Origin of the sequence: Desulfamplus magnetovallimortis (assembly GCF_900170035.1) — a bacterium.
GTDB lineage: Bacteria > Desulfobacterota > Desulfobacteria > Desulfobacterales > Desulfobacteraceae > Desulfamplus > Desulfamplus magnetovallimortis.
On the sequence record NZ_LT828540.1, the window covers coordinates 1046816 to 1062205 of the forward strand.

11 protein-coding genes are annotated in these 15390 nt (G+C 44.4%); 7 read left to right on the forward strand and 4 right to left on the reverse strand.

Translation table 11 applies throughout. The features are described 5' to 3' along the window. The first annotated feature begins 104 nt into the window (after positions 1–104). From MTBBW1_RS04155 to MTBBW1_RS04175, 5 genes are all read left to right on the forward strand, one after another. Positions 105–1451: an ATP-binding protein gene (locus tag MTBBW1_RS04155; protein WP_080799508.1), complete on the forward strand. Its 1347-nt coding sequence runs from the start codon at positions 105–107 to the stop codon at positions 1449–1451. After that, on the forward strand, positions 1452–2549 hold the full coding sequence (locus tag MTBBW1_RS04160) for a virulence RhuM family protein (RefSeq protein WP_245809239.1): 1098 nt from the start codon (positions 1452–1454) through the stop codon (positions 2547–2549). A 65-nt stretch (positions 2550–2614) separates the two neighbouring features. Further along, positions 2615–3358 carry a Fic family protein gene (locus MTBBW1_RS04165; RefSeq protein WP_080799511.1) on the forward strand — a complete coding sequence of 248 codons (744 nt, stop codon included), beginning with the start codon at positions 2615–2617 and terminating at the stop codon, positions 3356–3358. Next, complete coding sequence (locus MTBBW1_RS04170) at positions 3355–6600, forward strand: type I restriction endonuclease subunit R (protein WP_080799514.1); 3246 nt, start codon at positions 3355–3357, stop codon at positions 6598–6600. Before MTBBW1_RS04165 ends, MTBBW1_RS04170 begins: the two co-directional genes overlap by 4 nt. Beyond that, positions 6600–7325, forward strand: a complete 726-nt coding sequence (locus MTBBW1_RS04175; protein WP_080799517.1) for a M48 family metallopeptidase — start codon at positions 6600–6602, stop codon at positions 7323–7325. Before MTBBW1_RS04170 ends, MTBBW1_RS04175 begins: the two co-directional genes overlap by 1 nt. 5 nt (positions 7326–7330) lie before the next feature. Here MTBBW1_RS04175 and MTBBW1_RS04180 read toward each other — a convergent pair whose 3' ends face one another. Further along, positions 7331–9664 (reverse strand): molybdopterin-containing oxidoreductase family protein, encoded by a 2334-nt coding sequence (locus tag MTBBW1_RS04180; protein ID WP_245809240.1) that lies wholly within the window; start codon positions 9662–9664, stop codon positions 7331–7333. Positions 9665–9766: 102 nt separating this feature from the next. Here MTBBW1_RS04180 and MTBBW1_RS04185 point away from each other — a divergent pair, with 102 nt between their 5' ends. Next, on the forward strand, positions 9767–11854 hold the full coding sequence (locus MTBBW1_RS04185) for a molybdopterin-dependent oxidoreductase (RefSeq protein ID WP_080799520.1): 2088 nt from the start codon (positions 9767–9769) through the stop codon (positions 11852–11854). A 298-nt stretch (positions 11855–12152) separates the two neighbouring features. Then, a complete protein-coding gene (cmoB, locus tag MTBBW1_RS04190) occupies positions 12153–13187 on the forward strand; it encodes a tRNA 5-methoxyuridine(34)/uridine 5-oxyacetic acid(34) synthase CmoB (protein ID WP_080799523.1) in 1035 nt (344 codons plus the stop codon). 127 nt (positions 13188–13314) lie between these two features. Here cmoB and MTBBW1_RS04195 read toward each other — a convergent pair whose 3' ends face one another. The 3 genes from MTBBW1_RS04195 to MTBBW1_RS28995 form a co-directional block, all read right to left on the reverse strand. Next, complete coding sequence (locus tag MTBBW1_RS04195) at positions 13315–14223, reverse strand: SDR family oxidoreductase (RefSeq protein ID WP_080799526.1); 909 nt, start codon at positions 14221–14223, stop codon at positions 13315–13317. 357 nt (positions 14224–14580) lie between these two features. Beyond that, on the reverse strand, positions 14581–15177 hold the full coding sequence (locus MTBBW1_RS04200; protein WP_080799529.1) for a hypothetical protein: 597 nt from the start codon (positions 15175–15177) through the stop codon (positions 14581–14583). Next, positions 15140–15390: hypothetical protein (locus tag MTBBW1_RS28995; protein WP_222423977.1), on the reverse strand; the 251-nt coding region annotated here is incomplete at its 5' end. The genes MTBBW1_RS04200 and MTBBW1_RS28995, both read right to left, overlap by 38 nt.

The window sequence follows — 15390 nt, forward strand, 5'->3', positions numbered from 1 at the left end:
TGTGTTTTCCGTTGTTCAAGAATTCGTGTTCATTGGTGTGCATTCGTGGTTTCACCCCTTTTCGCGCCATTCGCGTGTTTCGCGGTTGAAAAAAGTATTTTCCCATGACTAAAGAATCCCAAAACATCGAATGGAAGCAGTCGTGGCATGACGACTACTTGAAGTGGATCTGCGGGTTTGCCAATGCGCAGGGCGGGCGCATATTCATCGGCAAGGATGATGCGGGCAAGATCACCGGCCTGAAAAACGCCAAGAAGCTTCTGGAAGACCTGCCGAACAAGATTCGGGATCAACTGGGGTTGATGCCGCATATCAATTTACTGGAAGAAGATGGCAAAGCCTATCTGGAAATCATCGTCGAGGCTTCAACGGTACCCATTTCTATGCGCGGCTCTTACTACTGGCGTTCCGGCTCAGTAAAGCAGGAACTGAAAGGCCATGCACTCACCGAGTTTCTGCTGAAAAAAATGGGCATGACCTGGGATCAAGTGATTCAGGAAAGAGCTACGCTGGATGACATCGACGATGCGACGATTGAGCTCTTTAAAAAGGAAGCGGTTACCGCTGGGCGTTTGCCGGATATTTCCGGACTGTCCACCAAAGAGCTGCTGAAGAAATTGCACTTGTTCACCGAGGAAGGGTTGACTCACGCGGCAATCGTTCTTTTCGGTAAAGATCCCGGTGCGTTTTATCCCAACCTGTTTGTAAAGATTGGCCGCTTTGGCCTCAATATGGTGGATATGCGCTTTCAGGAGGTGTGCGAGGGCAATCTTTTCCAACTCCTTCGCAGTGTGATGGAGCAACTGGAACGAAAGTTCTTAATTAAGCCGATACGCTTTGAAGGGCTGCGCCGCATTGAAGAGCTGGAATATCCGGTTCCCGCATTACGTGAAATGCTGCTCAATGCGCTGGTGCATCGCAATTATATGGGAAGCATGACGCAGCTCCGTGTTATGGATGATCGGCTTTCGTTGTGGAATGCCGGAACCCTTCCGCTCGAATTAACTCTTGAAAAGCTGTTTCAGACGCACCGATCCATTCCCCGTAATCCGCTCATTGCCGAAGTCTGTTATCGGGTCGGTTATATTGATTCCTGGGGGCGAGGCATCGAGAAAATTACCGATGCCTGCAAAGCGGCAGGACTGCCGGAGCCGATTATTGAAGAAAATTCCGGCGGGGTTGCGGTTGAGCTGATGAAGGTTAATCCAGAAATGCGGGTGAAAACGCCGGTCGAAACGCGGGTGAAAACGCGGGTGAAAACGCCGGAGGCTATCATTGAGGCATTAAAAGAGGATGATTCCTTAACACTGGCGGACGTTGCCGAATTAATCGGTAAATCTGTCAGCGCTGTGGAACGTGCCGCCAAAAAACTGAGTGATCAGGGAAAACTGAAATATATCGGGCCACAAAAAGGCGGTCATTGGGAGGTTATCGAGAGTAATGAGGTATGAATGATGAATAAAAAAGATAAGACAACTCAGCCCTCAGCATTGAGCACTCATAACTCGCCGCAGGCGCTCGCCGAAGGCGCAGCCGCCAAGGGTCAGTTTCTGGTTTATCAGGCTGAAGACGGCAAATTGAAACTGGATGTGCGGTTTGAGGATGAGTCGGTCTGGCTTTCTCAAGGTCTAATGGCGGAGCTTTTCCAAAAGGATGTTCGCACCATAAGTGAGCATATTCAGAATATTTATGAGGAAGGAGAGCTGTCGCCAGAGGCAACTATCCGGAAATTCCGGATAGTTCGAATGGAGGGGAAACGACAGGTTGCCCGAATGGTGGACTTCTACAATCTGGATATGATTATCTCCGTCGGCTATCGGGTGAAAAGCCATGTGGCTACCCGTTTCCGTATCTGGGCGACTCAACAACTGACAGAGTTTATTAAAAAAGGATTTCTGCTCGATGATGAGCGGCTGAAAAACCCTGACCAGCCCTTTGATTATTTTGAAGAGCTGGAACGGCGGATTCAAGATATCCGCACCTCGGAGCGGCGTTTCTATCAGAAGATTACCGATATTTACGCCACCAGCATCGACTATGATCCGACACTGGATATCAGCATTGAGTTCTTCAAGACCGTACAGAACAAAATGCACTGGGCGATCACCGGGCAGACTGCGGCGGAAATCATTCATGATAGGGCGGATGCCGACAAACCGAACATGGGGCTCACCAATTACCGTGGCGCAAAAATCCGCAAACAGGATGTGACCATAGCCAAAAATTACCTGAATGAGGATGAATTGGCGGCACTGAATAATCTGGTTGAACAGTATCTCATCTTTGCCCAGGGGCAGGCGATGCGCCGCATTCCAATGTACATGAACGACTGGATAAAAAAGCTGGATAGCTTTATGACCCTTAACGACCGGGACATTCTCACCCATGCCGGGACAATCTCGCATGAGATGGCGAAAGAACTGGCAGAAAGCGAATATGAGAAGTTTCACGCGCAACGCCTTTCTAATTCGGCAAAATCACTCAGCGATTTCGACAAGGTGGTCAAGCAGATTGAAACAGCCAGAAAGAAAGAGGAAAAAGATGGGTAGCTTATTCGTGACCATTGGTGTGCACCTTATGGTCCTTCCGTGGTTAAATAAAGGAGACGATAAAAATGATAAATTTCAATAAACTTGACAAACTAAAACAAAAACTTGATTCTTTCCGACCCTTGCCGCCAGAAATTGTAAACAATCTTCATGAGGATCTGGTGCTTCGCTGGACCTATCATTCAAACGCTATCGAAGGCAATACGCTGACACTGAAAGAAACCAAGGTTGCTCTGGAAGGTATCACGGTTGGCGGAAAAACCATGCGGGAGCACTTTGAAGTGATCAACCACAGGGAAGCCATTTTTTTTGTGGAAGATCTGGTCATGAAAAATGAGCCGCTGTCTGAATGGCAGATCAAATCAATTCACCAATTGATCCTGAAAAATATTGATGACAAAAATGCGGGGATTTATAGAAAGACAAATGTGATCATCTCAGGTGCCAACCATGTTCCGCCTGATGCCCTGCATTTAGAAAGCGACATGCAACGGTTTATTAACTGGTATCAGACAGATGGGGCATCTCTCCATCCGGTGGAACGGGCGGCTCGTGTTCATGCTGATTTTGTGAAAATCCATCCTTTTGTGGACGGCAATGGCAGAACATCAAGGCTGCTAATGAATTTGGAGCTTATGAAAAGCGGGTTCCCGCCGGTTGTTCTGCCTGTGGAAAAGCGGTTGGAATATTACGAGACTCTGGATACAGCCCATACGAAAAATGATTATGAGCCTTTTTTGACGATTATTGCGAATATTGCGGAATCGGGATTCAGACCTTACTGGCATGCATTGGGAGTAACCCCATGAAACCCTTTCAGATAAATGAAAAACATCTTTCTCAAATCCCGACTTTGCAGCTTTTGATTGGCCTGGGATTTGAATTTTTGACACCGGCTGAAGCACTCCGCGAAAGGCAGGGTAGAACATCCAATGTTTTGCTGGAAAATATTCTGAGAGGCCAGCTCAAAGAGATAAACCGCATTCGCTACAAAGGCAGTGAGTATCTCTTCAGCGAGGAGAATGTGCAGTCAGCCATCCAGAAGCTGAAAAACATCAAATACGACGGCCTGCTGAAGACCAACGAGGCCATTTACGATCTTATTACGCTTGGAACAGCCATGGAGCAGACCATTGAGGGCGACTCAAAAAGTTTCAACATGAACTATATCGACTGGCCCAAATCTAAGAACAGCCCCGGTCGCAACAAGTTTCATGTAACGGTGGAATATAGTGTTGAACGTTCCAGAAGTACAGAGACAGCCCGTCCGGACATCGTCCTCTTCGTCAATGGGATTCCGTTTTGCGTGATTGAGTGTAAATCGCCGCAGATTGAAGTTGAACAGGCCGTCTCACAGTCGATCAGAAATCAGAATGATGACTATATCCCGAAGCTCTTCATCTACAGCCAGATGGTGCTGGCTCTGAATAAAAACAGCGCCATGTACGCAACAACGGGAACCTCTGCAAAATTCTGGGGTGTATGGAAAGAGCCTCATATGGATAATGGTGAGCGCGAGTTTGAAAAGCTGGCAGCAGTCGTCAACCAGCCACTTGCCGAAGAAGCTGTTGCCAGAATTTCATCTACCTTTGATGTTAAGCCGGAAGCATTTACCGGCAACAGACTGGTGACCGAGCAGGATAAATCTCTGTTCTCCCTTTGCCGTCCTGAAAGGCTTTTGGAGTTGGCGTGGAAGTTTACGGTGTTTGACGGGGGTATCAAAAAGATTGCCCGCTATCAGCAGTATTTCGTCATCAAATCTACCCTGAATCGGGTAAAGCACTTCGATAGGTCCGGAGGCGGACAGCCAAATTTTTCACGTAAAGGCGGTGTTATCTGGCACACTCAAGGATCTGGAAAGTCGCTGACCATGGTGATGCTGGCCCGTAACCTGGCCTTAGATCCCGAAATTTTGAACCCACGAATTGTTCTGGTGAGAGACCGTGACGACCTCGACAAGCAGCTTGGGAACACCTTTGCCGCCTGTGGTCTTGAAGCGAACCGGGCAACATCAGGTAGAAACCTGCTGGAGTTGGTCGCTGAAAAGAGGTCAGGAATTATCACAACCCTCATTCACAAGTTCGACAAGGCTTACACGGTAAAGAAATATCAGGATGCATCGCCCGACATTTTCATTCTGGTAGATGAGAGCCATCGTACCCAGTTCGGCTCCTTTTCCGCTCGGATGAGACAGATGTTTCCCCATGCCTGTTATTTAGGATTTACCGGCACGCCGCTTTTAAAGAAGGAAAAGAACAACTTTACCAAATTCGGTGAACTGGTGGAGCCCCATTATTCCATTACACAGGCCGTTGAAGACGGCGCGGTGGTTCCGCTTCTGTATGAGGGACGGCATGTGGAGATGACACAAAACAGAGAAGCTGTTGATTTGTGGTTTGAGCGACACACTCAAGGCTTGACCAAGGAGCAGCAGGCGGATCTGAAACGGAAATATGCACGAGCGGAAATGCTGAATAAAGCGGAACAGGTCATATACATGAGAGCCTTTGACATCAGTGAGCACTTCCGATCCAACTGGCAGGGAACAGGATTCAAGGCCCAGCTGGTGGCCCCGAATAAAGCGTCTGCGCTTAAATATCACAACTACCTAAATGAAATTGGCTTTGTGAATTCTGAAGTTGTGATCTCGCCACCAGATATGAGAGAAAGCTTTGAAGAAACTGATGATGAGGCGACCGATGAAGTCGTCAGGTTCTGGCAGAAAATGATGAAACGTTATGGAAGTGAAGAGGAGTACACCAAGCAGCTTATCAATCAGTTTAAACACGGTAGTGATCCTGAAATTCTTATTGTCGTTAGCAAATTACTAACTGGTTTTGATGCTCCTCGAAATGTAGCTTTATACTTATGTAAAAACTTAAAGGAGCATACGCTTCTTCAGGCAATTGCACGGGTCAACCGTCTTCATGAGAATAAAGAATTTGGCTTTATCGTCGACTATGCAAGCGTTCTGGGAGAGTTGGACAAAGCGCTTACCATGTACAGTGCTTTTGAAGGCTTCGATGAATCGGATCTGGTCGGAACTCTTACATCCATTAACAGTGAAATCGAAAAACTGCCCACCCGGTATTCTGATCTTTGGGATCTATTCAAAACGGTTAAGCATTCCTACGATGAAGAAGCCTATGAAGTGCTACTTGCCGATGAGAGCTTAAGAGAAGAGTTTTATTGCCGCCTTTCGGAGTTCGGGAAAACCCTTGGTATCGCACTTTCCTCCGAGAAGTTCCTGACCGAAACCGATGAGAAAACTTTGTCCAGATACAAGGCTGACCTTCGGAAATTCCAGTCACTCAAAGCGTCTGTCAAGCTCCGGTATGCAGAGGCAATTGATTACCGAGATTATGAGCCGAAAATCAAAAAGCTTTTGGACACGCATATCCAGGCAAATGAGGTTATACAACTAAACAAGCCTGTTAATATCTTTGATGATGATTCCTTTATGGAAGTAAAAGAGGAACAAGGTGTTTATGGTTCTAAAAAAACAACTGGTTCGAAAGCTGATACGATTGCGCACGCCACAAAGAAAGTCATCACTGAAAAGATGGATGAAGACCCTGCGTTTTACGAGAAGTTCTCAAAGCTGATCCAGCAGGCGATTGAAAATTTCAGGGCTAAGAGGATATCGGATCTGGATTATCTGAACAAAGTCGTGGATATCCGCAACAAAGTTGTCGGAAAGGTACATGATGATATACCGGATAAGCTTTCCGGGAATGAAGATGCCATGGCCTATTTCGGGGTGCTTAAGCCTTGCCTTGAGGCCTATTCTAAGCAAACTGGCGAATTAAGTGAAGAAGACCTTGAATCCGCTGCGGCTGATACGGCAATTGCTATTCATGGCATATTGGAAAAACACAAGAAGGTTCACTTCTGGGATGATGAAGACGCTCAGAAACAGGCGATAAATGAGATTGACGACTACCTCTATGATGAACTCAAGACAGAAAGAGGGATCGAACTGTCGCTTGATCAGATGGATGAGATCATTGAGAAGGCGTTACAGGTGGCAAAGCACAGGAGCTATAAATAATGGAGGCGTTAATCCATAGCAATAAACATTCGGTTGTTTACGGCCGGAAGACCATCTATTTTAGTCTGTTGTACTGTGACAGAAAAACGATGGAAATTGCTGTGCATCCTGACAGTACGGTTATCGTCAAAGCGCCCGTTCATTCCGATATCGCATTGATAGAAAGGAAAATAATAAAACGGGCTCGCTGGATTCTCAGGCAGCTGAATTATTTCAAGCAGTTTAATCCAAAGACTCCTGATCGTTGTTACGTGAACGGCGAGACCCACTTGTACCTTGGAAAACAATACCGCTTGAAGTTAGCCGAAGGAGCGGAAAACTCGGTGAAACTGTCTCGTGGCTTTTTTCATATCACTTGCCGGAACGAACAGACTCCAAATGCTGCCAAGAAGCTACTAAACCAATGGTATTTGGAAAAGGCACAGCTTCAATTTGCAGAAAGCATGGATCGCTGTTGGCAGAAATTCAATGCTCTCGGTATTGACCAGCCAAAACTCTCCATCAAGCGAATGCAAAAAAGATGGGGCAGCCTTTCAGACAAAGGCACAGTAACCCTCAACACAGACCTGATCAGAACCCCTAAAGAATGCATTGACTATGTTGTTACGCATGAGCTGTGTCACCTGAAATATCATAATCACAGCCCGGCATTTTATAAGCTCTTAGACTCTGTTATGCCGGGCTGGGAGAAGAGAAAAAATCAACTTGAACTAACTATGGTTTAAGGCATTTATGGAGTATTTACAGCTTCCAGCCGACACGGGACAAACCTGTGCATTGGAGTGCCCAATTGATCACGATTTGCATTTTTAGTCAGCTTGTTAACATTGAGACCATAAATGGTGCCGTCATAGATCAACCCGAACCCATGAGGAATCAAAACAGTTCCTATGCGGACATCGTAAGAGACCTCAAGCTCTCCTACTTCACTGCCGGCTTCTGTTAAGACCTTAACGATCTCACCTTCACTAATTCCTAACGAGTTTGCATCTTCAGGATTTACACAAATTGTACATGCCCTTTTACCCTTATTCCACTCCTGGCCGCGAATCATAGTGTTGATGTTGTATCTTGTGTGGCGGCCTGCATTTAAAATGAATGGAAATTCATCAGACATTTTTAGCTCTTGGGTTTCGCTTTGTGCATTAAGTTTTATGGCATCTTCTTCAAGTTCCGGCACATAAACATCAATTTTCCCTGATGGTGTTTTAACTGCCTTGAAATTCTCATTCGGGTCAACTTCACCAATCCATATGCCTTGAGGAGTATCCAGAAGAGCCTGAAAGATTCTGTCTCCCTGATCAATTCCTGGTTCAAATCCGATTCTGGCTGCATTTTTCCGAAAGGTCTTTGGTGCTGTCATCAAAACACCCCAAAGACCTGCAAGGGCTGCGCTGTCCCACTCTTTTCCAAGGCTTCTGGCCAATACAAACGGCATGGCACGCAAGGAGTCAGGGGTATTGGCAGCCCATTCCATCAATTTTGCAGCAAAGGTAAGACGGTTCTGTTTTGCCGAGGCAGCCACCTCATCCGGAATGTCGGGAATCAATCCCAACCGCTCTGCCATAAGCGTAAAAATCTGGGAGGCTTCCAGGCATTTTTCAGGCGGGGAGACAATGGGGCGGCGTAACTGAAAAAAGACCTTTGGAAATGTCCAAGGAAAAAACGTTGCGTCCCAGGATTCATAGTATGTTCTGCAGGGCAGCACATAATGGGCAAAGCGAGCAGTTTCGCTCATAACAATATCGTTTACAACAAGAAGATCAAGTTTTGAAAATGCCTTTTCATATGCTTGGGTATCAGGGTACGATCGTAAGGGATTGCAGGCACTTACATATACGGCACGCAATCTGTCAGGGTGATCATTTAAGATCTCTTCCGGCATGACAGCAGGAGGGAAAGAGCCGGCAGATGCAGGCGGCATACCAGTTATGACTGTTTTCCAGGTTTTTGGGTTTCTTTCATCTGCATGATATCCCATGGGAACAACCATTCCAGGAATGACATTTCCGCCGGGCACACAAAAAATACCGCAGATTGCTCCCAGAATATTCATCATATATGAGTTCATGACGCTGTTTCTTCCCATATATATTCCAAGATCAGGGTGCAGGCACCATTTTTTTGTTGTCATAAGCTGGCATAACTCAATGACCTGATCATACTCAAGACCACAAAGACCAATGGCTTCCCTTGCGTCAAAATTCTCAAACCAGGGTCTTATGGTATCCCAGCCATCAACGTGGGTTTCAATATACTCTCTTTTTTCCCACTTGTTTTCGATAATAATGGAGATCATGGCCTTTATCAAAAGAGCATCACTTCCCGGACGAATAGGAAGATGTATATTTGCGATTCTTGCAGTTTCGCTCTTTCTTGGGTCAATGATAACAAGTATTTTATCCGGATTTTGTGAAAACTCCCTGAGAACAATGGGTGCCCGGGGCATCTGGTGGCTCTCCATACCATTCCATCCCCATCCCACAAGCATTTCGCTGTGAGCTTCATCCGGAGTTGCAATATTGTACTGTTTACCAAGCATCCGCCCGAATAACCACCAACTGCTGGAAAACTCCTGGCCTCCGGAGTTGTAAAAATACTGGGAGCCAAGAGCCCTGAGGATGGAAAGTCCAAATGCCCCTTCAAGATGACCGCCCTGGGAGCTTGCTCCCATATAGGCAAGGGATCTTGGGCCATGTTTATCCACAATATCTTTCATTTTTGATGTGATTTCATCAATGGCCTGCTCCCATGATACTTCCTCGAATCTATCCCCTACCCTTTTCAAAGGTTCGGTAATGCGATCTTTGGGATACTGGTGATGAATCACGTTCAACCCCTTGCGGCAAGCATATCCCTGACTTCTCGGGTTTGATTTATCAGGCTTGACTTTTACCATGCGGTTATTTTCAACAAGAATCTCAAGACCGCAGTTCTGTGCGCACAGGACACACCCTGTTTTGTGCCATTCTCCCATATTTTCCCTCCCTTGAATCCATTTATCTAAAGCCACTTCATATGCCCCCATAATTGAAAGATGCATATCTGAGTTAGCCACTTCCATTTAATTCTTTCTACATGTTGCCGATTCTAAAGTGAAGTGTTAAAAATGACAAATAATAAGCGATTTTTGCCTTAAAGAGAAAAAACAGGAGAGCTTGTATTTATGGAAACAATTTCCGCATGTACCCTGGACTGCCAGGACAGTTGTTCCACAGTTGTCCGAATTGATGAAAGAAATGAAAAAATACCCATAACCATCAATGGTAACCCCAATCACCCTTTTACCCGAGGAGTTATCTGCCGAAAAGGACGCAACACCCATCTGAGACTCAAAAGCTCTGAAAGGGTTACAACACCAATGCTCAAACAGAATGGAGTGTTTCATCAGCTTTCATGGGATGCTGCCCTTGATATGACAGCAGAAAAAATTGAAGCCCTTCGTTGGACACCTGCTTCTATTCTCCATGTTCGACACTACGGCTATCGGGGAGCACTCTCCAACGGCAGCAAATATCTGTTCAACGCACTGGGAGCTTCAACCACAAGAGGAGCATTATGTGACGATGCCGGATGCACAGCCTATATGAAGGATTTCGGGGCACTTGAAATGAATGATCCCATGGATCTTTTGAATGCCGACCATATAATCAACTGGGGCAAAGATCTTTCCAGATCTTCCATACATCTTGCAGATATCATAAAACAGGCGCGACAAAAGGGATGCAGGGTTACAACCATCTCTCCGGGTGGTGATGGTAATAAAAAAATGAGCCACCGGATGATCTGTATCAGACCGGGCAGAGACCGTTTTCTTGCTGCTGCCGTTATCAAGATAATATTGGAACGCAATCTTGCTGATCCCCGTGCAATGGCAAACGCAAAAAATTTGAATATATTTAAAAGAGTTATGGAACATCTTCCCCTTACTTACCTTCTTGACGCCTGTGACTGCACATTCGAGGATCTGGAGTATCTTGTCAGCCTCTTTACTGAAACTAAAAAAAACAATGTTGAGAACAGAGAAAGTAGAAATAAATCAGCCGTGGCCATTCTCATGGGCTGGGGAATCCAAAGATACCGTTTCGGAGGCCAAACTGTAAGGTATTTAAATGCACTCTCATTTCTTTCCGGCCATGTTGGTCAAAGCGGAGGTGGAACCTATTTTAATATTTCATCCGGACGCAATATTAACAGCAAATGGGTATCAGATGCAGGAACACCTGCCCGTACCATTTTGCTTCCCAGAATTGGCAAGGAGATCATGGATGCCGATCCCCCCATTGAATTTCTACTGGCTGACGGCAGTAATTTTGTCAATCAGGCACCTGATGCCACCACCACCATCAAGGCAATGGCTAAAATCCCCTTTAAAGTTGTGATTGACGCCTTTATGACTGATACTGCATCTTGTTCTGATCTTGTTCTGCCATGTGCCTTAGATTACGAGAGAGAAGAGATAGCCGGTTCCTGCCTTCATAATTATGTGAACTATGCAGCACCTGTGTTTTCACCATCTGGTGATGCACGGTGCGATTTTGATATTATGTCTGATCTGGCCTCCCGCCTGAAAATTGTTTTTCCAAGAAAAGAATCGGTTCTCTTGGACTCTCTCAATAATCCTTTTCTGTCTCACTTAGGCGGACCTGACAAGGCAATCAAAGAGATAAGAGAAAATGGTTTTGTAAAAGCCTTACACCCGAATGTAGCCTGGAGAGATCTCATATTTGCCCATCCTGATGGAAAATACCGGCTGCCGGAGAGCTTTTCCCATGAAGATGAAGCAGGAATGGAAAAATATGTCAACACAGATAAAAATTATGAAAACAGTAAAAAAACCGGCAAAGTCATTACAGGCAAAGAAACTATTAACCCTATAAAATTTTCTGCCAACATGAAAAACAACTGGGAGAGATCATTTCCCATGAACCTTCTATCCCTTGTAAATCGGGATTACATGCACTCCCAGATTCCTGAATCAGATCAAAAAGGGATGCCTGATGTATGGATCAACCCTGCCTCCCCCCACCTTCACAACATTGACAAAAGTCGTCCAATCTACATTGCAACACCACTTGGAAGAATGGCTGTTCAGCTTAACATGCTCGAAAACCTGCATCCTTTGGCACTGATTATACGGCGAGGCGGGTGGCTGAAGCACAACCGATGCATCAATACCTTGATTGAACCCGAGATCACGGATATAGGAGAGACTGCTGCCTATTACAGCCAATGCGCCAGACTTGAAAACTAAGAGTTAATATTCAGACAAATTCAATAACTTCTGAAGAAGAAATAAGGGTGGTGTCCCAAATATGTTGATGAGCTCTTCACAAACCTTGATTCAGCAGGGCTTTCACAAAAAGATATCAACACTTTTATGACACTACCGAAATAAGATGTCGATTTTGAGCATTTAACTCATTGATAAGACTTTACCGTGGAAATGGATACAAATTTTCATTTTTTAGAGTGACTGCATCGCAGTTATATCTATTTAAAACTTTTAACAAAAAATTAACTAAAAAAATAGCAACTGATACGCATATAATATGGAAAAACTGATTAAATCACATGAAAAACTTGGAATCACCTCTTTTATTCCAGAATTTGAAGTATTGATAAATAAATTGCGGAAAGAGATGGATAATCCAGTTGGGAACCCACTTAAATATACAAGGGCAATGGAACAACTGCCGGATTACATCATTCCATCGTCAATAATGGTAAACAAGGACAGGATTGAAATCGGGAAAACCAATGATATCCCGGAGGAGAAGCGCCCCCAGTTATTAGCTCAGATAAAATCAACACTTTTGCAGTTTTCCCCGTGGCGAAAGGGACCTTTTGAGCTGTTCGGGATTCATATTGACACAGAGTGGCAATCAAACATCAAGTGGAACCGTTTAATCAATGAAATATCTAACCTTAAAAACAGGCGGATACTTGATATAGGATCAAGCAATGGCTACTACATGTTCAGGATGTCTGCTCATGCTCCCTGGATGGTTCTTGGTGTTGAACCACAGCACACTTTTTACTACCAATATCTTGCGCTTCAAAAATATCTAAACCTTGACAACTTGTTCTGTCTGCCGATTACCTTTGATGAACTGCCTGTCATGAAAAATTATTTTGATACTGTATTCTGTATGGGAGTGCTTTACCACAGACCATCCCCGGTTGAAATGCTGAAAAGGATTCACAGCATTATGAAAAAAGGCGGGGAACTTGTCCTTGAAAACCTTATTATTGAAAAGAGTAATAATTTGATGGGAGCCAACTCAGATTTTTCACTTGGGAATAACTCTCTGCCCCTTTGCCTGTTTCCTGAAAACAGATATGCAAAGATGAGAAATGTCTTTTTTATCCCCAACATAAAAGCTATGGAGTCATGGCTTGAACGTACTGGTTTCACAGACATAAGATGCGTTGATATTTCTAAAACAGATATGGATGAACAGAGAAAAACAGAGTGGATAGAGACAGAGTCACTTCAGGATTTTCTTGATCCTGAAAACCCGTCAAAAACAGTGGAAGGATATCCTGCACCTGTCAGAGCAATCTTTATTGCCAGATCACATTGAAATTTTAGGGGAAGACTCAATTTTTGGCAATTTTTGTAGAAGCCTTCCCCTGTAGTTGCCCTTGTAAAGGCAGGCACAGGGGCTTGCCCCCTAAAGTGGCCGACTTTAAAAGCAATCCCAAAAAAAATTATTTCAGAAGTGGCCCCATGTAACTGAAAACAGATAATGCACTGTCATGTTCCCTGCTGTTTTCAAGAGAAGATATTGCCTCAATATTATCCCTTATCTCTTCAACAGATATGGCACGGTCAGCATCTCCTATACAGATTCCGTCTCCTGAAACAATTGCAGACCGCCCATACCATCCGGCACCCATGACAAAAATCTCTCCTGTGATGCTGTTCTCTTCAGCACATAGATACAGAACCATTGGTTCATTAAACTGGGGTTTGAATTTATCTTTAAAATCAGGGGGAAGCACATCTGCGGTCATCCTTGACCATGCTGTTGGAGCAACTGTGTTGATCTTTATATTGTACTTGGAAAACTCCTGTTTAAGGCTGTTCATCATTCCGATCATGCCCATTTTGGCGGCCCCGTAATTTGTCTGACCAAAATTTCCGTACAAACCAGAAGCAGATGCAGTAAATACAACCCTTCCATAATTGTTCTCCTTCATGACCTTTAAAGCGGGCTGGGTGACACAGAAAGCTCCCTTAAGATGTACCCCTGTTACAAGATCCCACTCCTCTTCTGTCATTTTAAGAAATGACCTGTCTCTCAAAATTCCTGCATTGTTTATAAGAATATCTAACCTTCCCCAGGTATCCACAGCCTTTTTGATGATATTTTTACCGCCTTCCATGGTAGCCACAGAATCATAGCAGGCAATTGCACTTCCTCCGGCCTTAATAATTTCGTCCACAACTCCGTCGGCAGCAGAAGTGTCTTTCCCTGTACCTTCCCTTGAGACTCCAAGGTCATTAACAACAACTTTTGCCCCTCTTTTTGCAAGCTCCAGCGCATACATTCTGCCTATTCCCTGGCCTGCGCCGGTTACTACAGCAACTTTTCCCTCAAATGATATCTGTGTCATTCACTTCTCCTGTCTTTTATATGAAAGTCTCAGTAAGTGGCTGTTTTTAAAACGACTTTCATCTCTTCGATTGTGGCGGTAATCCGCCATATACGTTATTGGCATCTTTCATATTCTCACAAAGGTACTTTACTCTTTTTTGGAGAAGGCCCTGGACAACGGAGTTTGGCTTCAGAAAGTGTAAAGTGATCATGAAACATGCCTCTATATTGTGTTTAAAATTTACCTTAAAATCAAGCAGTGACAAGCAAGCACCCACAACCTACTGCTTATTCAGGTTTAAACTGTCGGGTATTTTTTCAGGCAATGGAAATATTAGGCATGTTTTGTTCCCGACAAACAAACATTGAAAGAAGACTACAAAATTTCCAAAGCCATTACAGACCACAACTCCAGATTCAGCAAAGGTACTTTTTCTTTTTTCATCCAATGAAACTCCACAAGCTCTTCTCCCGGAATAAATGCCTCCGGAAAAAGTGTCTCAATGACAAAAAGAGCGCCAAGATGAACCTTTCCCACATCTGTTAGCTCTTCGTTGATAATTCCTTGAAATTCAGGAGTTGCATCAGAAGGACGCTCAAGAAGCTCTTCATCCAGTTCACGTATCATCCCTGCATTAAGAATTTGTCTGAACGAGTCATATGAAACTGAATCATCTGGATTGATATGCCCGCCTATTCCTATGGAATAAAGATCATGCAGCCTTTTTTCACTGCCTTTCCGTTTATAGACTCCAATCATATCCTTTGATTTTAAAACAATATAGGGAATAACTTGTTTCAGAGAGCTGTCTGATTCAGCTTCATTACGATCAACCCAACAGAATCCAACAGCTTCACATGTGCTAAAAAAATTGTGCTCATCCATTTTAAAGGCTGATCTGCTGCCGACCCAATCCTTGGGAAGATCAACTCTTTTAATGCAAAGTACAGACTCGCTGTTTTTTTTTATCATTTTGGTAAATCACCTCAACCTTATCGTAAACGGTCATGGCTGCCATCCAAGCCACCCCCGAATATAGAAAATTGTATCCATTTCCACGGTAAAAATAGTGGCATCCTTCATTTTCCAGTTTACACTGTCTGGAACAGGATTGACGTTTCTCTGGGATCTCCATCAAAAAAGAGTAAAGTACTTTTGGAATGATATGAAGGATGTCATTTTTTT